Annotated in this window: 21 protein-coding genes and 1 rRNA gene; 3 read left to right on the top strand and 19 right to left on the bottom strand. The window is 45.1% G+C overall.

Translation table 11 applies throughout. The features are described 5' to 3' along the window. The first annotated feature begins 125 nt into the window (after positions 1-125). A 5S ribosomal RNA gene (gene rrf / locus OC23_RS16100) occupies positions 126-240 on the top strand. Between the two features lie 77 nt (positions 241-317). On the opposite strand, the gene OC23_RS16095 is transcribed toward rrf, so the two are convergent. From OC23_RS16095 to ribF, 6 genes are all read right to left on the bottom strand, one after another. Next, complete coding sequence (locus OC23_RS16095; protein WP_038345999.1) at positions 318-863, bottom strand: type 1 glutamine amidotransferase domain-containing protein; 546 nt, start codon at positions 861-863, stop codon at positions 318-320. Between the two features lie 317 nt (positions 864-1,180). Continuing rightward, positions 1,181-1,729, bottom strand: a complete 549-nt coding sequence (locus OC23_RS16090) for an NADPH-dependent FMN reductase (RefSeq protein ID WP_038345998.1) — start codon at positions 1,727-1,729, stop codon at positions 1,181-1,183. Between the two features lie 105 nt (positions 1,730-1,834). Then, positions 1,835-2,317, bottom strand: coding sequence for an FKBP-type peptidyl-prolyl cis-trans isomerase (locus tag OC23_RS16085; RefSeq protein ID WP_038345996.1), 483 nt, complete (start codon positions 2,315-2,317; stop codon positions 1,835-1,837). A 2-nt stretch (positions 2,318-2,319) separates the two neighbouring features. Next, positions 2,320-2,850 (bottom strand): signal peptidase II, encoded by a 531-nt coding sequence (gene lspA, locus OC23_RS16080; RefSeq protein WP_152607853.1) that lies wholly within the window; start codon positions 2,848-2,850, stop codon positions 2,320-2,322. Positions 2,851-2,854: 4 nt separating this feature from the next. After that, positions 2,855-5,692: an isoleucine--tRNA ligase gene (ileS, locus tag OC23_RS16075; protein ID WP_038345994.1), complete on the bottom strand. Its 2,838-nt coding sequence runs from the start codon at positions 5,690-5,692 to the stop codon at positions 2,855-2,857. Positions 5,693-5,742: 50 nt separating this feature from the next. Further along, positions 5,743-6,750 carry a riboflavin biosynthesis protein RibF gene (ribF, locus tag OC23_RS16070; protein WP_038345993.1) on the bottom strand — a complete coding sequence of 336 codons (1,008 nt, stop codon included), beginning with the start codon at positions 6,748-6,750 and terminating at the stop codon, positions 5,743-5,745. Between the two features lie 207 nt (positions 6,751-6,957). On the opposite strand from ribF, the gene OC23_RS16065 reads away from it, so the two are divergent. Both OC23_RS16065 and OC23_RS16060 read left to right on the top strand, forming a co-directional pair. Then, entirely contained in the window at positions 6,958-8,091 is a 1,134-nt protein-coding gene (locus OC23_RS16065) for a TDT family transporter (protein ID WP_038345992.1), read from the top strand. 61 nt (positions 8,092-8,152) lie between these two features. Further along, on the top strand, positions 8,153-8,719 hold the full coding sequence (locus tag OC23_RS16060; protein ID WP_038345990.1) for a 5'-nucleosidase: 567 nt from the start codon (positions 8,153-8,155) through the stop codon (positions 8,717-8,719). 152 nt (positions 8,720-8,871) lie between these two features. On the opposite strand, the gene OC23_RS16055 is transcribed toward OC23_RS16060, so the two are convergent. The 13 genes from OC23_RS16055 to ubiG form a co-directional block, all read right to left on the bottom strand. Beyond that, positions 8,872-9,882 carry a hypothetical protein gene (locus tag OC23_RS16055; protein WP_081407338.1) on the bottom strand — a complete coding sequence of 337 codons (1,011 nt, stop codon included), beginning with the start codon at positions 9,880-9,882 and terminating at the stop codon, positions 8,872-8,874. After that, the gene (locus tag OC23_RS16050) at positions 9,851-11,002 is read right to left on the bottom strand and encodes a DNA cytosine methyltransferase (RefSeq protein WP_038345989.1); all 1,152 of its coding nucleotides are present in this window, start codon (positions 11,000-11,002) and stop codon (positions 9,851-9,853) included. Before OC23_RS16050 ends, OC23_RS16055 begins: the two co-directional genes overlap by 32 nt. 356 nt (positions 11,003-11,358) lie before the next feature. Further along, positions 11,359-11,970, bottom strand: coding sequence for a TetR/AcrR family transcriptional regulator (locus OC23_RS16045; protein ID WP_038346442.1), 612 nt, complete (start codon positions 11,968-11,970; stop codon positions 11,359-11,361). 242 nt (positions 11,971-12,212) lie between these two features. Then, the gene (locus OC23_RS16040) at positions 12,213-13,013 is read right to left on the bottom strand and encodes an ATP-binding cassette domain-containing protein (protein WP_038345988.1); all 801 of its coding nucleotides are present in this window, start codon (positions 13,011-13,013) and stop codon (positions 12,213-12,215) included. Positions 13,014-13,026: 13 nt separating this feature from the next. Then, the gene (gene ssuC, locus OC23_RS16035) at positions 13,027-13,830 is read right to left on the bottom strand and encodes an aliphatic sulfonate ABC transporter permease SsuC (RefSeq protein ID WP_038345986.1); all 804 of its coding nucleotides are present in this window, start codon (positions 13,828-13,830) and stop codon (positions 13,027-13,029) included. After that, positions 13,827-15,002: an FMNH2-dependent alkanesulfonate monooxygenase gene (gene ssuD, locus OC23_RS16030; protein WP_038345984.1), complete on the bottom strand. Its 1,176-nt coding sequence runs from the start codon at positions 15,000-15,002 to the stop codon at positions 13,827-13,829. Before ssuD ends, ssuC begins: the two co-directional genes overlap by 4 nt. A gap of 30 nt (positions 15,003-15,032) precedes the next feature. Beyond that, positions 15,033-16,022: an aliphatic sulfonate ABC transporter substrate-binding protein gene (locus OC23_RS16025; protein WP_038345983.1), complete on the bottom strand. Its 990-nt coding sequence runs from the start codon at positions 16,020-16,022 to the stop codon at positions 15,033-15,035. Positions 16,023-16,034: 12 nt separating this feature from the next. Then, positions 16,035-17,027, bottom strand: coding sequence for an aliphatic sulfonate ABC transporter substrate-binding protein (locus OC23_RS16020; protein WP_038345981.1), 993 nt, complete (start codon positions 17,025-17,027; stop codon positions 16,035-16,037). Between the two features lie 310 nt (positions 17,028-17,337). Further along, positions 17,338-18,696 carry an amino-acid N-acetyltransferase gene (argA, locus tag OC23_RS16015; RefSeq protein WP_038345980.1) on the bottom strand — a complete coding sequence of 453 codons (1,359 nt, stop codon included), beginning with the start codon at positions 18,694-18,696 and terminating at the stop codon, positions 17,338-17,340. Positions 18,697-18,808: 112 nt separating this feature from the next. Beyond that, the gene (locus tag OC23_RS16010; protein ID WP_038345979.1) at positions 18,809-19,192 is read right to left on the bottom strand and encodes an RcnB family protein; all 384 of its coding nucleotides are present in this window, start codon (positions 19,190-19,192) and stop codon (positions 18,809-18,811) included. A 182-nt stretch (positions 19,193-19,374) separates the two neighbouring features. Continuing rightward, positions 19,375-20,121 (bottom strand): YciK family oxidoreductase, encoded by a 747-nt coding sequence (locus tag OC23_RS16005; protein WP_038345978.1) that lies wholly within the window; start codon positions 20,119-20,121, stop codon positions 19,375-19,377. 30 nt (positions 20,122-20,151) lie between these two features. Beyond that, a complete protein-coding gene (locus tag OC23_RS16000; protein WP_171194817.1) occupies positions 20,152-20,853 on the bottom strand; it encodes an HAD family hydrolase in 702 nt (233 codons plus the stop codon). Next, complete coding sequence (gene ubiG, locus OC23_RS15995) at positions 20,850-21,563, bottom strand: bifunctional 2-polyprenyl-6-hydroxyphenol methylase/3-demethylubiquinol 3-O-methyltransferase UbiG (RefSeq protein ID WP_038345975.1); 714 nt, start codon at positions 21,561-21,563, stop codon at positions 20,850-20,852. The genes OC23_RS16000 and ubiG overlap by 4 nt, the downstream gene beginning before the upstream one ends. Positions 21,564-21,565: the final 2 nt, after the last annotated feature.

Raw genomic sequence — 21,565 nt, 5'->3', positions numbered from 1 at the left:
ATTCAATACATAACTTGATTTAGTGTCAAAACTGGTTACAATACGACTCAATTAACTAATCCGTTAATAACTCATTCGGTACTAAGTGGCAAAAAACGTAAGACCACCCAAAGCCAAAACAGTTTGCTGGCGACAATAGCAAGAGTGAACCACCTGATCCCTTCCCGAACTCAGAAGTGAAACCTCTTAGCGCTGATGGTAGTGTGGCACTTGCCATGTGAGAGTAAGTCATCGCCAGCTTTTAAATACGAAACACCCCTGACCAAATGGTTAGGGATGTTTTTTTATGCTTTGGAAAAAATATATTATCCAAGAATTTATCCTTGGTTTAACGTTTCTAAAATTGCCTCGTTAAATTGTGGAATATCATCTGGGCAACGTGAAGTAATCAATAGCCATCCATTGGTATTACACTGGTGTACGGCTTCATCCACCCAGTGTGCACCCGCATTTTCCAGATCCAGACGAATACTTTTATAGGATGTCAGGTTTTTATCCTTGATCCGTTCTGCATTGATGAGTGTCCAAGGTGCATGGCAGATGGCAGCTATTGGCTTGTGCTGATCGCTAAAATACTGAATGATGGCATGGGCATTTTCATTGAGACGTAAGGTATCTGCATTGACTGTTCCACCCGGAATGATCAGCAAGTCATAGTCCTCTACAGCAACCTGATCTAATGAGGCTTGTGGGGAGTAACTTGGCCCTGCTTCTTTATCACTTTTTACTGTCTGTACCGCCTCAAAGCTTTCTGCGGCATGAATGACTTCGATGCCTTTGCCATTTAGAAACTCTAAAGGCTGAATCAGTTCATCATGTTCAACGCCTGCATTTGAAGTAATGATTAATACTTTTTTACCCATGGTTAACCCTCAAAATCATTTTTATTTTAGGTTAACAAGCTAAAAACATGAAAAATGTAGGGCTTTCTGGGGCAGATTGTATCCTGCTGGATACGATGTCAATTTCTGTTACATGCCTCAAATGGATAAAAAGAAGCCCCATCATCCTGACGGGGCTTCTTCATATTTCGCTTATGTCGTTGATATCCTATTAACGACCACGTCCTGTGTATTTTATTATTCTCAATGAGACGTCCTGTCTCTGTATGCTTCATATCATAAGGCCATATACACGTTAGATCTATGCGCCAATCATTGCAAGTGATGTAAGCTTAAGCTTACTTCGCTGCTGCATGGTACTGCTGTAGCTTCTCTACGATAGCGTGCAGTGCCTTTAATTCATATTCATTGGCTGCAAAAGTTTCTTCTTGATTACGTTTAAAAATATCACGGATTTCAAGTACTGCATTGCTATCCACCAATCCCATATAGGTCGCGACCTGACGGATCTGGTCAATTGAGCGCGAACCATTGGTTGCACCATAACCGACATAAGCTGCCGGTTTGCCTTGCCATTCCTTAGCCACGTAATCCAGGGCATTTTTCAGGGCAGGGCTGTAGCCGTGGTTATATTCCGGGCTAATCAGGATAAATGCATCCGCTGCGGCAATTTTATCGGCCCATTGCTGTTGTTTTGGCTGATCATAAATCCCTGTCGCTGGTGGATGAGCCCCTGCAAAGATCGGCAATGCCCATTCTTTAAGATCAATAATCTCGGTTTGTACCTGTGTGAGTGAAAGATCATTGATCGCCTGATGCATCCAGTTGGCGATTTTAATGGCAGTTCTTCCTTCGCGGATACTTCCAACAATAATATAAATGAGCATATGAGATTCCCGGGTTTTATTGGTTTGATTTTAAAATGGTGTTGTACTCATGATCTTATACTTTTATTCGGCGTTAAAAAAAGCCCTCATTTGAGGGCTTTTCTGTTACATCAATTTAATGCCTTGCTGACCGGCAGGAGTAACCTTAAAGATTTCTACTTCAAAGGTAATATTTTTGCCTGCCAACGGATGGTTAAAATCGATTTCTGTACTGTCATCATTGACCGATTTGACGATCCCGAACAAGGTTGCTTTGGCTTTGTCTTCAAATTCGATCATGTGACCAACGACTGGACGTTGTTCAAATTTGACCGTATCGAAGATCTGGATATTTTCAGGATTCCATGGGCCAAAGGCATCTTCTGGGGGTAAATGCACGGTACGACGGTCGCCTGCCCGTAAACCGAATAACGCTTTTTCAAAGCCGGGTAACAGATTACCGTCACCAATCACCAGACTGACCGGTTCTTCGCGGCTACGGGTATTGTCGATCTCCACGCCATTTTCGATTGAAACAGAAAAATGCAACTCGACCTTTGAGCCATCTTGAATGCGAATTTCTTCGTTGGGTTGGATAATTTCAGTCATGTTTATGCATCCACATTTTGGTTGCGTTTCTTCTCAAGGAAGAAGGTATCGATCAGCAGCAAGATTGTTCCCAAAGTAATGGCACTATCTGCAAGGTTGAATGCCGGAAAGTGGCTATCCTGGTAATAGACGTGGATAAAATCGACCACATAACCCAGACTGACACGGTCAATCAGGTTGCCAATCGCGCCACCCAGAATCAACGCAATCGCCATCGGCAAAACGATCATTTTCTTGGGCATGCGCATGAGCCAGAATACAAAAATAATCGAAACGATACCTGCGAGCGAGGTAAACAGATAACGTTGCCAGCCACCCGCATCGGATAAAAAGCTGAATGCTGCACCATGATTGTGAAGTAATGTCCAGTTTAAAAAAGGCAAAACCGGGACAGAATTAGAATATTGTAAATGCGTACTCGCAATCCATTTGGTCCATTGATCCAGCGCAATGGCCAGGACAGAAAGTCCAAGCCACATTAAATTGTGCGGGTAAAACTGGAATAAGCCTTTTTTTGCGGGACTTGTTTGCACAGAATTATGCATATTTTCTCACTTCGCCACTGCCAGTGACATTGATAATACAACGAGCGCATAAACCAGCATGACCAACATGTGTGTTTACATCTGGCAGTACATGCCAGCAGCGTACACATTTTTCACCATCTGCCGCGGAAACCTGAACACGTAACCCGTCAAGGTCTGTGGCTTCACCTTGTTCAGCATAAGGATGCACAATGACTTGAGAGGTGATCAAGACAAAGCGTAATTCATCAGCCAATTGGTTTAACAATTTCTGTAATGCTTGATCTGCCCAGAGTTCAACTTTTGCAGACAAGTTACTGCCAATCAGTTTAGCGTTACGTGCTGCTTCAATCTGTTTATTTACTGCTGATTTTACGCTAATCAATGTTTGCCAGTCTGCTTCAGACAGTAAGTTGGCAGTTGAAGCGGTCGGGATGTCATACCATTCTGCTGTGAATACGTATTTTTCAGTCTGTTCTGGAATTAATGGCCACGCTTCCTGAGCAGTAAAGCTGAGAATTGGCGACATCCAGCGAACAAAGGCCTGAACGAGATGATACAGTGCAGTTTGGGCAGAATGACGTGCCTGAGAATCTGCCTTGGTGGTGTATTGACGATCTTTGATGATATCGAGATAGAAACCACCCAAATCGTTGATACAGAAATTGGTGAGTGCATTGGTCACGATATGGAAGTTCATCTCTTCATAGGCTTGCTGAATGGTTTTTTGAACCTCGGCAGCACGTTGCAGGATGTACTGGTCCAATGCGATCAACTGGTCCACTGGTAAGGCATCTGTTGATGGTTTGAAGCCATTCAGGTTTGCCAGCAAGAAACGTAAGGTGTTACGGATACGACGGTAACCATCTGAAGCACGGCTAAAGATTTCTTTACCGGCGGTCATTTCATAGCGGTAGTCTGCAGAGGCGATCCAGAAGCGTAAGCCATCTGCACCCATGTCTTTAATGATGTCTTGCGGGGTAATGATATTGCCTAATGATTTAGACATTTTGCGGCCTTTCTCATCGACCACAAAACCGTGAGTGAGCAAGCCTTTATATGGCGCGCGTTCGTTGATGGCAATTGAGGTCAGCAAGGACGACTGGAACCAGCCACGATGCTGATCTGAACCTTCCAGATACAAATCGGCAGGGTCTTGCAACTCTTCACGTTCACGTAGCACTGCATAATGGGTTGTGCCAGAGTCGAACCAGACATCGAGCGTGTCACGAATGGCATTGTAGTTTTCGGCATCTGCACCAATAAAGTCACTGGCTTCACGGTTATACCAGCCGTCAATCCCTTCCTGTTCGATCAGCTTGGCCACTTCTTCAATCAGTTCCGGTGTGCGCGGATGCAATTCATTGGTATCTTTATGAACGAAGAACGGGATTGGCACCCCCCAGGTCCGTTGACGTGAGATACACCAGTCCGGACGGCCTTCAATCATGGCCTGAATACGGCTCTGGCCCCAGTCAGGGACAAATTCGATATCATTTTCAATCGCGTTTAATGCATTCTGGCGTAGACCATTGGCATCCATGCTGATAAACCATTGTGGAGTCGCACGGAAGATAATTGGTGTTTTGTGACGCCAGCAATGTGGATAGCTATGCTTGATTGGCTGATGAGCCCATAAACGGCCCACTGCGCCCAATGCTTCAATAATTTGCGGATTGGCTTTGTAGATGTGCTCACCTGCAAAAATAGGTGCATTTGGCAAATACACACCATTACCGCCAACCGGGTTTTCAACTTTCAACTGATAGAGCAAGCCAACTTTATAGTCGTCTACACCGTGGCCCGGTGCGGTATGGACTGCGCCTGTACCACTGGTTGCAATTACGTGCTCGCCTAAAATGACAGGTACCTGACGATCCGTTAAAAGCGGATGTTGCAGGAGAAGGTTTTCCAGTGCTGAACCTTTGAAATCGGCTAACACAATCGGGTTTTCAAGCTTATAGCGCTCGATTGCCGATTCGACCAGATCTTTGGCCAGAATAAAGTTTTGGGTACCGCGCTCAGTGCTCACCTGTACCAGTTGATAGTCGATTTCAGCATGCAACGCGACGGCCTGGTTGGCAGGCAAAGTCCATGGCGTGGTGGTCCAGATCACGATATCGGTTGCATCTTTAACCTCGACATTCAAACGTGTGCTGAGATCTTTCAGGTCAACCACGGTGAAGCCGACATCGATGGCATCTGATTTTTTATCTTCGTACTCAACTTCAGCTTCAGCCAGTGAAGAACCACAGTCCATACACCAGTTCACCGGTTTTAAGCCCGGCTCGATATGACCTGCCTTGGCGATTGCACCAAGCGCACGTACGATATCGGCTTCCTGTTTGAAGTTCATGGTGAGGTAGGGATTGTCCCAGTCACCGAACACGCCCATACGCACAAAGTCTTTTTTCTGTAATTCGACTTGAGTGTAGGCATATTCACGGCAGGCCTTACGGAAGGTCGATGCATCTACCTTGACGCCGACTTTACCGACTTTTTCTTCGACTTTCAGTTCGATTGGCAGGCCGTGACAGTCCCAGCCCGGTACATAGGGAGCATCATAGCCATCTAAAACGCGGCTTTTGATGATGATGTCTTTTAACACCTTATTGACGGCATGACCTAAATGGATTTGACCATTGGCATAGGGAGGGCCGTCATGAAGCACATATTTTTTCTTGCCAATACGCGATGCACGAATCTGCTGATAAATGTTGTCGGCATACCACTCTTCTAACCATTTGGCTTCACGCACAGCCAAGTTTGCCTTCATGGCAAATTCAGTCGCTGGCAAATTGAGTGTGGCTTTATAATCCACTGCATTTTCAGGAGTTTGCTTATCGCTCATGCAAGTTTTCTTCCAGTTTGATCAGTTTGTAAACTGACATGTATTACGTTTTAAATTGAAAAAGGAAATTCTGGTGTGCTGCTACGATAATCCCGTAACGTTTGCACATCATCATGAATTCCGGCTTTGAGGGCTTCAAGCGAAGGGTAATTCAGCTCACCATGTAAATAGTGAAGGAAGGTTACCCGCATCAACAAGCCATACAGATTAGCAGAAACATCAGGGAAATGTACCTCTAATCGCCATTCTGGCTGCTCTTGTTTGATGGCCGGGCGTGTTCCTACATGACCTGCTCCAAACAAGCTGTCGGCTTGATAGCCGGCTATGCCGTTCAGGGCAGGATCTGCATGTTTTATTTTTGCGGTCAGCGATGCATCTTCACACATCACATCGACCGCATAAATACCGTTTAAACACGGTTTATGGCGGTTTAAACGTACGTTAATCGTTGGAAAATCAAGGGTGCGACCAATCTGGTCACCGTACTGGACACGACCTGTAATGCTATAAGGACGCCCCAGCAATTTCGCAGCCAGCGCCAGATCGCCCGCCTGTAACACCTGACGAATACGGGTTGAACTGACCCGTTCACCATCTAAGGCAACGGTATTTAAATTGGTGACATCAAAGCCATAGTTGCGTAGAAATTCACTATTGCCTTGGCGGTCTTTCCCGAAATGGAAGTCATCACCCAGTACCAGACTTTGAGCATTCAGTTTGAGCTTGAGCAAGTCGGCAAATTCGGTGGCATTTAAACTTCTAAAGAAATGGTTGAATTTGGCTACAGCAATATAGTCCACGCCCAGCTCAGTTAAATATTCTACTTTTTCACGTAATGAGCTAATGCGTGGCGGAGCATCATAACCTTTAAAAAATTCAAGTGGTTGCGGCTCAAAAATCATCACTAACGTTTTTAAGCCTTGTGCAGAAGCCAGCGTTTTGAGTTGAGCAATCATCGCTTGATGGCCAAGATGGACACCATCAAAATTGCCAATGGTTACCGCAGTCGGCGGTAACTGAAAATCTGGCGATAATGCGTTGAGACGAAGCAACTTCATGGGCGTTAAATACAGTGATTTTTGCAAAGGCTATATATTGCCATATTCTCAGCGTTTCGTCTTGTTGTTGTGTTTTTACCCAGAAAAATTTCAGGATTTAATCTCTATATATCAATTAAATTGATTGTTAAAATAAAAATAAATCAATTTTTCTTATTTATGATTTTAATTAAACTAGGCCAATAGTCGCTTTACCTAGAGATCGAAATGAAAAAGCCGTTTTATCAGCTGGAACAGACGAGAGATGTGATTCGTCATTTTACCCCAAACTGGTTTACTGCCACCATGGGCACCGGGGTTGTGGCGATGATTTTAACACAGCTGCCTTTCGCTTCCTCTGTTTTGTTGATGCTGGCGACAAAGTTGTGGCAATTCAACATTCTGTTATTTACGGCTTTTACTGTGCTATACGGCTTACGCTGGATCTTGTTCCCGACTGAAGCAAAACAGATTTTTAGCCATCCCAACATGAGCCTGTTCTTGGGCGCAATTCCAATGGGGCTGGCGACAATTGCCAATGGTTTTCTCAGTTTTGGTATTGATTTATATGGTGATATCGCCATACAGATAGCCACTTACCTTTGGTATATCGATGTATTTCTGGCCGTTATAATTGCCTGGTTGGTGCCATTTTGCATGTTTAGCTGTCAGGACCATCAACTACAACGCATGACCGCCGTCTGGCTGTTGCCGATCGTGGCCTGTGAAGTTGCTGCCAGCTCAGCAGGTTTGTTGCTGCAACATATCGCAGCCGATCAGCATGCCTTAAACATCTTGATCACAGGCTATGTATTGTGGGGCATTTCTGTCTTACCAGCCTTTGCAATTTTAACCATCCTGATGTTACGTCTGGCCTTACATCAATTGCCCGAGAAAGAAGTCGCAATTTCTAGCTGGTTATGTTTGGGCCCAATCGGGACAGGGGCGTTAGCATTATTATTACTTGGTGAGCAGGCGCCACGGATCATGCACGCGATGGGCTTTGAAGGCTTGGCAACTTTATTACCTGCTTTAGGTATTGTAGCCAGTCTGGTGTTGTTAGGTTTTGGTTTATGGTGGTTTGGTATCGCGATTTTGACCACATTACGCCATATGCGCACCGGTATTCCATTTAACCTGGGCTGGTGGGGCCTTACGTTCCCATTCGGTGTGTTTATTCTGGCGATCTTTAATCTGGCGCATCAGCTACATATCGATTTTTTATATCAGGTCGCGGTTGTGTTAAGCGTGTTGCTGATTGGATTGTGGGCGCTGGTGATGAAGAAAACCGTGGCTGGCGCATATAGCGGACAATTATTTTTCTCTCCCTGTTTGGTCGCCTTACAGCAGAAGATGCAATAATATCGAGGTGTGCCTGAGCATACCTTTTTTGTGTCTCTTTTTTATTTGAACGAGTCTTTTTATGAATGCTGATATTGCTCTGATTATGGCGTTGCCGAGTGAATCCAAAGGTTTGTTTGAACAAGCAGGTATTGACGTTCATTACAGTGGCATTGGCAAAATTAATGCAGCATTCAAAGCCTTTGAGGTGATTCAAAAGACGGGATGCAAAACGCTGATCAATTTAGGCAGTGCAGGAAGCTCTCACTTTGATGCGCATAGTCTGGTTGAGGTGATTACTTTCGTGCAACGGGATATGGATGTTTCACCACTCGGTTTCGCTGTTGGTGTCACGCCAATGGACGACGAATTTCCTGCTGAAATCCATACCCAGCCGCATTTTGAGCTTTTACCCAAAGGAATTTGTGGTACGGGTGATTCGTTTGAAACGGGCTTACCGAAAGTCAGTTGTAATCTGGTCGATATGGAAGGCTATGCCTTAGCCAAAGTGTGCCAAAAACTGGGAGTGCGTTTGATTTCAGTGAAATATATTACTGATGGTGCCAATGATACGGCTCATCTGGATTGGGAAGAAAACCTGTTACTAGGCGCACAAAAATTATTGGCGTTGTATCAGGCGCATTTTTAGATGTAAAGGTTTAAGGCTGTAGGGTGTACGTGTAAATTTTCGAGTATTCTCAGATTGTAAAAATTAATGTGTTATTTTATTTGGGTTCGCATAAGAGATTTTAGGTTAAATAAAAAGCAGATAAGATTTTATCTGCCTAAAATATCAACAACTTATTCAGTTATTCTAAATATACTTTTAAAACTATATCTCCATTGTAAAGCAAAACTGATTGAAATTTTTCCGTCTAAAGGACTATTAAGGAATCTTTCCCATTCATTATCATTTGGTGCTCTTGCGAATTCTTTTTGATTCTCAACGACCCAATCATTACAGCAATTAATAATAGCCTCTACTTGGTGAGGAGTATCTTTGATTTGTAGAATTTTACTTATTTCACTTATATCGTCAGGAACAACACCATCTTCTATTTGTGATGCTATTTTTGCTTCAAATGCAGTTTTTATCGAATCTATTTGAGTATCGATTGTTCTTTTATCTTTTTGAAGAAGATGTAATAGCTTCAATAAATATTTAGCAATAACATCAGATTGGTTTATATGAGCTAGAAATTGGATAAATTTCTTACAAGTAGTTTCACCAGCACTTTCTAATAAAAATTGTCTATGAGTTAGAGCTAGAGCGCATAAATTTTTATCTGCTAACTCACTTCCACGTAAAAATTTAGTTTGTTTAATGGCAAGAGTGGATTTACCTCTCTTAAAAGCCTGATCTTGATAGTTAGTCAATAAAACTAAACTATCATGAACGTTGCCTAATAAGCGTTCATAAGTAGAGAAAAATGGTTCACTAGTACAGCAGTTATCAGATGGAGATTTAACGCCTAAACCTAATTGGGGAAAATCAACACCTTTCGCTGGATTGATCATCAAAGTCGGCAGATTTTCGACGTCATGAAGAACCTTATGTTCAATGGTAGCTAGAAGCATCATTTCAATAATGCTTCCAATAGTTTTACCATCAAAATTAGGTAAAGAACGATGACTTAGTCCTTCATACCAATGAGGTAATTGTCCGCCTCTCCCTAATCGAGTCAATATTGGCTCGATTTCATTTAAATCATTTCCTGCTAAATAATTGTTTAGGGATGTTTGGATAAGTTCTAAATTTTGCGAAACTCTATTTCTTAAGTCAGAAGCTTGAGGCTGTAAGTTCAAAGTCATCAGTATTCTCTAGTTGGTTTAGTCTCAAACCGTTGGTATTGGTAAGTTGATTTATTGCCCATTTAACGAGTGCAGGTGGTACGGCATTTCCAAAAAGAACATATTGGTCATAAACGGAAATATCTCGACAATGATTATCGGGGAATCCTTGAATACGAGCATATTCAACATTAGTCAATCTTCTATAAGCTCCATCAATTTCATAACGCTCATAATGACGACTAGTTGAGCTGGTAAGAGTTGGTGCAACACCTTTCACCCCAAAGATTGAATAGCCCATACGAGCTCCACCTTTTTGGTTGTATCGTATTTCTACACCATTGTAATACCTATTCACTTCAATACTTTCTTCGATTCTTTTCTTTGTATCTTCATTAAAGAAGAAAGAATTATCGGGATTTTTTTCTAGAACTTGATAGAGATACTTTGGAGGTAAAGACATTGAAAATTCTTTAATATCAATATCTATAAATTTACCATTATAGGCACATCCCCAATTTTTAAACTTAGACTTATGTTTTGAAAAATCAATCCATTGAGAGAAATTATATACTTTTTTCAAAGATAGATAATTAATATTGATTATGTCATCTTTTGGAATAAGTCTTGGAGTAATCTCTTTAATAGTATCCGTACGGTAGCCAGTAATAATTACTCTTTCTCTATTCTGAGGAAGTCCAAAATCTGAAGCATTTAATAAACGCCACTCAATAAAGTATCCGATCGAGCTTAACGCATTCAAAATAGTAGAAAAATGTGAACCACTATCCATAGATAATAAGCGTTTTACATTTTCCAACACAAAAAATTGAGGTTGTTTTAAATTTATAATCTCAACGATAGAGGCAAATAACGTCCCACGAACATCGTTAATTCCGAGTTTCTTACCTGCACTGGAGAAAGGTTGACAAGGAAAGCCCCCTGTTAAAAGGTCATGATCAGGAACTTCGGAAATATGTGCATTTATATCATCTTGAATATGAATGGTTTCAGGAAAATTTTGTCGATAAACTTTTGATGCATTGTTATCGATATCATTTGCCCAAATGGTATCAATACCAAGTTCATCACATGCTAGTCGGAAACCACCAATACCAGCAAAAAGTTCTATAGCCTTCATTAGTCTCAGAGATATTAAAAAAAGTAAGTATATAGAAAAATTGGGTTCAATCAGAGCAATACTTTTGTTCGTCTAAATTTTAGTATACCTAAAATTAACATAATACGCCTTATACGTGATCATCTGTCTTAGTTATTTTATTTCAATATTTTACAGTATTGAGTACAGCCTGATTCTTAGCAATCAGGCTTTTTTATGGATTTTTCACGCTTTACGTATGTTTCTTAATCAATATTCCACATTTTTGATTAGCTTACTTGAATAATTGCCTTAACCATTTGACAATAAAAAAGCGACTAACAAAGCCGCTTTTTGTATTTCAATCATTAAAATAAAAGCTTTTAACGGCAGAGAATTTAACGCGGCAACACGCCGTATAACATTAAATGTACAGTATGTTCGATGGTACGTTGGAACATACTCCGGTTACGTAAGGTTTTGCCTGTCACCATTTCAATCTGGGTTGAGAAATCCGCATAATTTTGTGTAATGGCCCAGATATTCAGAATCAACAGTTCTGGATCAACATCGGCTGATAATTTGCCTTGTTCTTGCCAGGTTTGAATAACTTTAGCTTTACGTTTAAACAGCTTTTTCAAAGGACCTTTCAAGATCGGTAAAATATGTGGTGCACCTTGAATGATCTCCAGTGCAAATAAACGTGAAGCCTTCGGCTGGTCACGTGAGCTTTCGATTTTTTGAATTAAATAATGCGTCAGCGCTTCTGTCGGTTCAAGTTCTGACTCCAGGGTCTGTAAAGGTGCCAGCCACTTTTGCAGAACCGTGGTCAGAACTTCGACATACAGTGACTCTTTATTTTCATAGTAGTAGAAAATATTGGATTTATGCATATTTGCGAGCTGTGCAATCTCATCCAGACTGGCGCCGCTAAACCCATAGACGGAAAAAACATCCAGGGCAGCATTCAGCAGTTGATTGCGCTTTTGTGTACTTTTTTTCTGTTCCATCTGCGAGCTTGATTCAAAAAATGTCTTTGACATTGTAAGATAAATTGCCGGATTTGTGCACAGTCCCTCCATTATTTTGTCGAAAAAAATATACTTTTTAGGCCAAGGCTGACGATGTATTTGATAATTATTGAAATCTAAAAAGACCTATACATATTTTGTAAATAATTCATCTGTCGGTCATCAAACAGAATCGTTCTTTTTGGCTCACCAGAATTATTTTGAGCACTACTGAAGCGGCTTTAGGTGGCTAAAACCGCATCCAGCACTTGTTGTTCGAGTTGGGCAAAGGCAATACTCTTTTTACGCGGGCGAGGCAGGTTGACTTGAAAACTATGTGCGATATGCCCCTGATCCAGAAGAATAATCCGGTCAGCCAGCTGGACGGCTTCACTGACATCATGGGTGACCAGAATCGCGGTAAAGCCTTGTTCCTTCCACAGACGCTCGATCAGGTTCTGCATTTCCAGTCGGGTTAAGGCATCTAGTGCGCCGAGTGGTTCATCCAGCAACAAGATACGCGGGGTATGTGAAAGTGCACGGGCGAGGGCAGCACGCTGACGCTGGCCTCCTGAAAGTTGTGCTGGCCATTGGCCGGCTTTTGCCTTTAAGCCGACTTTGTCGAGTAATTGTTCAGCAAGCGGGTACTGGTCTTTTGGTAGACCCAGTTGAACATTTTGCAGAACACTTTTCCACGGCAACAGGCGAGGGTCCTGAAACATTACCCGAATGTCGGCATTGGTGATACCTTCACGAAAATGGCGGGCCGACTGAAATTTAATTTCACCATAGCTGGCCTTTTCAAGTTGGGCAATAAGACGGAGCAGGGTACTTTTACCACAGCCACTGCGTCCGACGATCGCAACAAATTCACCTGCCTGAATATGCAGGTCAAGATCTTCGAGTACCTTGACCTCACCATAAAATTTATACAGCTGTTCAATCAGGATATCTGCGCCATTGGCAGGTGCCTGGGCTGCTTCTGGTTCGGTCACAGGTTGAACCAGTGAATTTTCATAGAAATTCAGATTTAAATTACTCATCCTTAACTTCCTTTTATTTCTGGTAGCCTGCGTGCCAGCGCAACAAATAACGTTCTAAACCTTGAGCCAAGACATCGGCCAATTTACCCAGCAGTGCGTAGAGTAAAATGCCGACCAGTACGATATCGGTTTGCAAAAATTCCCGTGCATTCATGGTCATATAGCCGATTCCGGATTGGGCAGAGATGGTTTCGGCCACAATCAGCAGTACCCAGACCAGGCCAAGGGAGAAACGTAAGCCGACCAGAATGGAAGGCATGGCACCGGGTAAAATGATGTCTTTATACAACTGCCAGCGGCTTAGTCCATAGCTTTTGCCCATTTCGATCAGCTGTGGATCGACAGAACGGATGCCGTGATAGGTATTGATATAAATCGGGAAAAACACGCCCACCGCCACCAGAAACAGTTTGGCCGTTTCATCAATCCCGAACCATAAGATGACTAGGGGGATCAGGGCCAATGCCGGAATATTACGGATCATTTGCAAGGTGGTATCCAGGAGCGTGGAGGCAACCCGGGATGAACCATTGAGCAGCCCTAAAATCAATCCTAATCCACCACCAATCAGTAAACCCAGTAAAGCGCGACCTGCACTGACTTTGACATGCTGCCAAAGTTCACCACTGAGCAGTAAATGCCAGAAGGCAGCTACGACCGCCGTGGGAGCCGGCAGCACCCGGCTTTGCAACACACCAGCGCTGGAAGCTGCTTGCCAGATCAGTACCAGTAAAACGGGAAATAGCCAAGGCAACAGACTTTTGCTTAATTTTTGTGTTCCACGTGAAACATTTTCCCGAAAAGATTGTGCACTCATGCATCCTCCTTGGCCAAGGTTTTTGGCGTTTTCACTTCCGGCACATAATTGTTGGCAATAATTTCTCCAAATGGGCCGGTGAGATGTGGCTGTGCCAGTTTCTCGCGGGTTTGAAGCGGTAAGAGCGGGAACACCAGTTCGGCAAAACGGATCGATTCTTCCAGATGTGGATAGCCCGAGAAGATAAAGGTATCAATGCCTAAATCGGCATATTCCTGGATACGTGCGGCAACGGTTTCAGGATCACCGACCAGAGCGGTTCCTGCGCCGCCACGAACCAGTCCAATGCCTGCCCATAGGTTGGGTGAAACTTCGAGCTGATCTTTACGTCCGCCGTGAAGGGCAGCCATACGCTGCTGGCCGACCGAGTCCATTTGCGCAAATTTTTTCTGCGCTGCGGCAATCGTGGCATCATCCAGATATTGAATCAGCTCATCGGCTGCAGCCCAGGCCTGCTCATTGGTTTCACGGACAATCACATGTAAACGGATGCCGTAATTCAGGGTACGGCCTTTGGCCGCTGCTTTGGCACGCAAATGTTCAATTTTCTGTTTTACTGCCGCAGGCGGTTCGCCCCAGGTCAAATAGGTATCGACCTGTTCTGCCGCCAGCTCGGTTGCCGCGTCTGATGAGCCACCAAACCACAGTGGAGGATAGGGTTGCTGTACCGGCGGGTAGAGCAGTTTGGCGTCATCGACACTGAGACGTTCGCCGTGAAAGGTAAATGATTCACCCGTATGCGAACGGGTCAGGATTTCGCGCCAGATTTTCACATATTCGGCGGCGGTCTGATAACGGGTGCCATGATCTTCATAGAGACCATCGCCTTTGAGTTCTTGCTCGTCACCACCAGTCACCAGATTAAGCAGAATACGGCCATTGGAGAGACGGTCAAAGGTGGCGGCCATCCGTGCAGCAAGTGCCGGAGTGGTAATGCCGGGACGTAGCGCCACCAGGAATTTCAGCTGTTTGGTGGCATCAATCAGGCTGGCAGCGGTGATCCATGGATCTTCACAAGAACGTCCTGTCGGAATCAGGACACCGGCATAGCCAAGATTGTCCACCGCTACCGCAATCTGTTTCATATAAGCATGATCGACCTGACGGGCACCCTTGCTGGTGCCAAGATAACGGCTGTCACCATGAGTGGGAATAAACCAGAAAATATTCATGTCGATGTTCCTTATGAAAATGCAATATATTTATTGGGCAGACCAGACACTGTGCTGAATATCGATATGCACAGGAATGAGCTGCTCTTGTTGAAATAGATCAGCAATTTGTTGCTGGCTCTGAATGACGTCATGATTAAGCGCATAGACCGGAGAGGGTTTCGGCCGCTTGTTGAGCACTTGCCGGGCGACCGCAGTGGTGAGTCCGGTACTGTCCGCATAGATCTGCAAGGCCTGATCGGGATGCTGCACAATCCATTGATCTGCGCTATTCACGCTGTGAATGAATTTCTGGGTTGCATCCGGATGCTGCTGGATGAACTCCGGATTGCCAATATAAAAAGAATAGGTGGTTGGGAAAGCCGAGCCATCAATCAGGGTTCTGGTCTGTCCTTGCAGCTCTGCCGTACCCAAGTAAGGCTCCCAGATGGCCCAGGCATCGACGGCCTGTTTATCAAATGCGGCACGGGCATCGGCTGGAGGGAGCCAGATGGGTTGAATGTCTTGCCAGGTCAGGCCTGCTTTTTTCAGGGTTTTTGCCAGCAGTTCATGCGCGCTGGAACCTTTTTGTACGGCAATGCGTTTACCTTTTAATGCCTGCAGGCTGTGGATTGGGCCATGCTTATGCACCAGTACGGCCTGTCCGGTCGGAGCGACCACCTCATACGCAACATAGCGCAAAGGTTTTGCTGCTGCCTGGGCAAAGATCGGTGGTGTATTGCCGACATAACCAAAATCGACTGCTCCGACAGCAAGCGCCTCCAGCATTTGCGGGCCAGCCGGGAACTCGCGCCATTCAATTTTGGCTTTTGGAAATGCCTGTTCAAATAGCTTTTGCTGTCTGGCCACCAGCAAATTCAGGGATGATTTCTGGAAACCGATGGAAAGGGTCTGGACAGTTGCCTGTTCAGGGGCCGAACCCGCCTTTTGGGTGGTTGGTGACTCGTGTTTCTGGCAGCCGGCCAGCGAAACCGCAGAGATTAGCAAACCGGGTACAGCAATTCTGGTGAATGCACTCATCATGGTTTCCTGTTATTGAACGTGATTTTTGAGAATGGCATCCTGAATCACCAGCTGCTTGGGAATCAGCTTCTGGTTAAAGAAGGCATCAGCTACATATTGTTGTTCCTTGGCCACTTTTTCAGAGACAGGCTGGACGCCAAAGCCCATACGTGAGATAGAAGTTTTTAAAACATCGAACCCAAGTGCCGTAGGTTTTTCCAGGAGCCTGGCCGCATCGTCAGGATGGGTTTTGACCCAGTCGGTGGTCTGGTTCAGCGTTTTGACCACGGTATTGAGAATGTCCGGATGACTGGCTGCAAACTGGCGGTCAGACAGGTAAAACTGATGGTTACTGACCAGATGTTCACCATTGGCAATCACGCGGGCATGAATCTGATATTCTGCCGCTGCCAGAAAAGGGTCCCAGATGACCCAGGCATCGACTGCACCTTTTTCAAATGCCGCACGGGCATCTGAAGGCGGCAGATAAACCGGCTGGATATCGTTCAGGGTTAGATTATTTTCTTCCAGTAATTTAAGTAATAGGTAATGCACGTTGGAGCCTTTATTCAATGCAATACGCTTACCTTTTAAATCCTGAATCGATTGAACCGGAGAATCTTTTTGCACAATCAAGGCTTCTGCGCTTGGCGCAGGCGGCTGGTTCGCCACATAGACTAGATTGGGGTTGGCGGCCTGCGCAAAGATCGGTGGCGCTTCACCTGCCTCACCAAACACCACGCTGCCAACATTCAGGCCCTCCAGCAGTTGAGGCCCTGCCGGAAATTCAACCCATTTCACCTGCACACCTTGAGCAGCAAGCGTTTTTTCTAATTCACCTTTTGCTTTGACAATCGGCAAGATGCCATACTTCTGAAAGCCGATATTAAATGTTGTGGTTTCTTGTTTTGGGGTGTCTTGCTGCTCAGGTTTTTTTGCACAGCCTGCACTCCCCAGCAGGGCAACAAGCGTTGCTGCAATAAGGGTAGAGGTTGCCCATGAGCGATTGATTAAATGAGCCATGCTGGTTGTGCTCCCCGACAAATCAAATGATTTAAATAAGATGAGCACCTAAGCTAAAGCTTTTTTTATTGCATAAAAAATAACTAATCGGGCTTTGCTTATGATGAAAAGTGCAAAACAGAAGATTGCATAATCTTAGCGATCACAGGAATAAGCGCTGTTATCTTTTTTCTTTTTAATATGATGTTTTTTAATATGATTTATGATTTTTTAACGATGGGTCAATTTGTTTTTCAAGATGCCCTTCAGCAGAAATGATGATGAGCTGGAGATATCTTTATCAAAAATAAAAATATCTCCAGTCGGGTTTTTATTTAACCAGTGCTTTTTTAAAGACCAGTGAATTACGCTGATAGTTATATAAGGCCTGTCGGGCATTGGGTAAATCATCCACGCTGGCGGGGCTAAAGCCCTGTTCCAGAAACCAGTGCGCCGTACGGGTGGTCAGCACAAATAGTTGCTGAATCCCTTGCTGTTTCGCCCGGCTTTCCAGAAACTGTAAAATCTGGCTGCCCCGGTTGGATTTACGGTAACTTGCATCGACGGCAACGCAGGCAATTTCGGCAGAGCGGATTTCATGTTCTCCAGCCGGAATCGGATATAAGGCTGCACAGGCGAGGATCATGCCGTCCCGTTCAATCACGGCAAACTGTTCGATTTCGCTTTCAAGACGTTCACGGGAGCGATATACCAGAATGCCTTCCTGCTCCAGTGGACGTAACAGGTTGATCAGGCCACCGACATCATTGATATTGGCAATGCGTACCTCTTCGTAATGGGCATCGGTAATCAGGGTGCCGACCCCATCGCGGGTAAATAGTTCTTCAATCAGGGCGCCATCATAGGCATAGGAAATCAGATGCACACGATGTACACCTGACAAAGAAGCCTGTTGCGCCTGTTTCAGGTGCAGCGCAAATTCAGGATATTGTGGCTCGAACTGTTCAATATAGGGCTGTAACTGTCGAGGACTTAATTCACGCAGTAATTGTTGCTGCTTATTCATCAGCCCCTGTTTTTCACCCAGGAAAATCAGTTTATCGGCCTTTAAGGCAATCGCTGTCTTGGTTGCAACTTCCTCGGCCAGTAAATTAAAGACCTCTCCGGTGGTGGAATAGCCAGTCGGGCCGAGCAGCACGATATTATGGTTATCCAGATGTCGCTGGATGGCATCGGTATCGACAGAACGGACTTCTCCCGTGAGCTGGAAGTCAATACCGTCACGGATGCCATAAGGCTTGGCTGTCACAAAATTGCCCGATACCACATCAATGCGGGCGCCATACATCGGTGAATTGGCCAGTCCCATCGAGAGCAGGGCTTCAATTTCCAGCCGGATGGAACCTACGGCATTCATGACCCCCCGTAACGATTCACGGGTGGTGATGCGACGGTTATGATGAAACGGTGTATCGATCTGGCGATCAAGCAGATTCTGGTTAATTTGCGGGCGGGCGCCGTAAACCAGAATCAGGCGGATGCCCAGAGAATGTAGCAGGGCAATGTCATGAATAATATGCTGGAAGTTTTCGTGCTGAACCGCCTCACCGGCAAACATCAGGATAAAGGTCTTATCGCGGTGGGCATTAATATAAGGGGCGGAATGGCGAAACCAGTGTACATAATCTTGCGTTGTACTATGTGAAGTTTCAGTCATTTGGGTCGCCATGTGAATCTCAGAGATGGAGCAATTGATCTGATTTTAACGAAAAAAATCAAAAGATAAATCTATTCCTCCAGCCAACATGCAACTTTAATGGCAGGCACCTGTTTAAAAGGGGCTAGAATCCCATGATACGGACAATGCTGTTATCATCCGAGTTGACTAAAATGTAGTCGTTGTTGATTTTGTACCATTGTTCATTGCGGCCGGGACGAGGCAGATTATTGTCTTTATAATCCACTTTATAACCGTTGCCACGATAGTGTTGCGGCATGACATAACCTGCCTGCCAGCGATGCTGCTTTAGACGCTCCACACCACGTTCTTCCCGCATACGGCGCTCACGCATACGGTTTTCACCATCTGGACGGTCAAAGCCACGACCATTCTGCCAGCCGCCACCCCGTGAATCTTCATCACGATCATGCGGGCCTGCAAAACTCCCCATACTGCTAAACAGGGTCGTCGAACCTAAAACCAAGATAATGAAAAATTTTTTCATGATGCACCTTATTGACTTCGGATGTCTCTCATGTGAACTACTGTACGTTAAAAATGCAGAGAAACTGTGAAGATCAATTCATCATTGCATTAAAAAGATGAAGATTTTCAGTCCATTTCTCTGCAAGACAAGCATTTTAACGCCAGTGTCCAATGTTATTTAGAATTATTGTAAAGTGGCTATTAACCTTGAGCATCAATGCTTTGGCCGTTCATGTCCAGACTATCATCACCCATCAGGTACAGGTAGGCAGGCATGATGCTATCCGGGGTTGGAAGTACTTTAGGGTCTTCTTCCGGATATGCCTTGGCGCGCATTGCGGTACGTGTGCCACCTGGATTGATGCAGTTAAAACGGATGTTGGGATAGGTATTCTCGGCAGCAAAGATCTTGCTCATGGCTTCGGTGGCGACTTTGGACACCGAATAGGCTCCCCACAATGCCCGGGCTTCACGGCCGACACTGGAGCTGGTAAACACCACCGAAGCATGTTCCGATTTCTGTAGTAACGGCAATAAGGCCTGTGTCATTGCAAACGGGGCACGCAAATTGACTGCCATGACATCATCCCAGACATCGACCGGATACTCGGCCAGTTCAACCCGATCACCCAACATGCCGGCATTATGCAAAATGCCATCGAGACGGCCAAATTGCTGTTCCAGTGTATTGACCAGCAATTCGTAGTCATGTGTGGATGCGGTTGAAAGCTGTAATGGCAAGATTGCAGGTTGTGGTGCGCCCAGACCTTCAATTTCATCATAGATGACTTCCAGTTTATTGAGCGTGCGGCCATGCAGCACCACCGTTGCACCATGTAGGGCATAACTCATCGCAGCAGCGCGTCCAATACCGTCACCTGCGCCAGTGATCAGGATAATACGGTCTTTAAGTAAATCCGGACGAGGTTGATATTCTGAATATTTCATTGTTATGCCTCCTGTTTTTATCATTAATGGTTAACCCATCATACCCTGATTTTCTGACAAAACAGTGATTTTCTGTTTAAGCAGCTGGTGTAACTCGGGGATGGTGTGAATAATGGCATCAGCCTGCCAGGCCGCCAGATCATCGCGTGTATCTACTGGTAAATAACCATAGGCTGCCAGAATGGTATACATGGCTGCATTACGGCCCGCATCAATATCGCGCGGATGATCACCGACATAAATGATGTCTTTGGCATCAATCCCAAGCTGTTTGGCAGCCAGATACATCGGTTCCGGGTCAGGCTTGGTATTGCTGACATCTTCGGGACAGACCAGAACCGCACAACGCTCGGTCAGGTTGAGGGCCGCCAATAACAGTTCACTGAGGCCGCGGGGCTTATTGGTGACAATACCCCAGGGAATATCATGGGCTTCCAGTTCTTCAAGCAGCGGATACATCCCGGTAAACAGGTCGGTCTCGACTACAATATTGTCACCATAGGTGTCTAAAAAGCGCTGCCGGTGTGCCAGAAATACGGGATCGGTTGTCTCCAGTTCCGGATAGACCAGTTTCACCATGGCCCGTGCCCCTTCAGACACCTGCGTGCGAATGGTGGCGGCATCAACGACAGGACGTTGTTCATCACGGCACATTTGCTGGATGATACGGATAAAGTCGGCAGCGGTATCGATCAGTGTACCGTCAAGATCAAATAAAACAGCTTTCATCATGCACCTGTATTGATGGTATGGACCATATAATTCACATCAACATTAGGCGCCAGCCAGTAATGTTTGGTAAGCGGGTTGTAATGTAACCCGGTCATTTCCTTCAGGCTCAGACCTGCATTGCGGATATCGTGTGCCATCTCGGACGGACGAATGAATTTATGATAGTCATGCGTGCCTTTTGGCAGTAAACGAAGCACGTATTCGGCACCGATAATGGCAAATAAATACGATTTCGGATTACGGTTAATGGTCGAGAAGAACACATGACCACCTGGCTTGACCAGGGTCTGGCAAGCTTTGACAATGGAAGCCGGATCGGGTACGTGCTCCATCATTTCCATGCAGGTCACCACATCATATTGGCCAGCCTGTTCCTGCGCCAGCTGTTCGACCGGAATCTGACGGTATTCAATATTTTCAACCTGGTCTTGCTGGGCGTGCAGGCGTGCCACGGCAAGCGGCGCTTCACCCATATCAATGCCGAGGACGTTGGCACCACGACGTGCCATACTTTCTGCCAGGATTCCGCCACCACAGCCGACATCAAGGACTTTCTTGCCTGCCAGGCCGCCGACACGTTCGTCTACCCAGTTCAAGCGTAAGGGATTGATTTGATGGAGCGGGCGGAATTCAGAATGTTGATCCCACCATTTGGCAGCCAATGCTTCAAATTTTGCGATTTCTTGCGGGTCAACATTCAATTGCGACATGG

The sequence above is a fragment of the Acinetobacter sp. A47 genome, from assembly GCF_000805455.1.
Taxonomy (GTDB): Bacteria; Pseudomonadota; Gammaproteobacteria; order Pseudomonadales; family Moraxellaceae; genus Acinetobacter.
The sequence above is the reverse complement of the archived record's forward strand: the minus strand, read 5'-3'. Positions and strand labels throughout refer to the sequence as shown.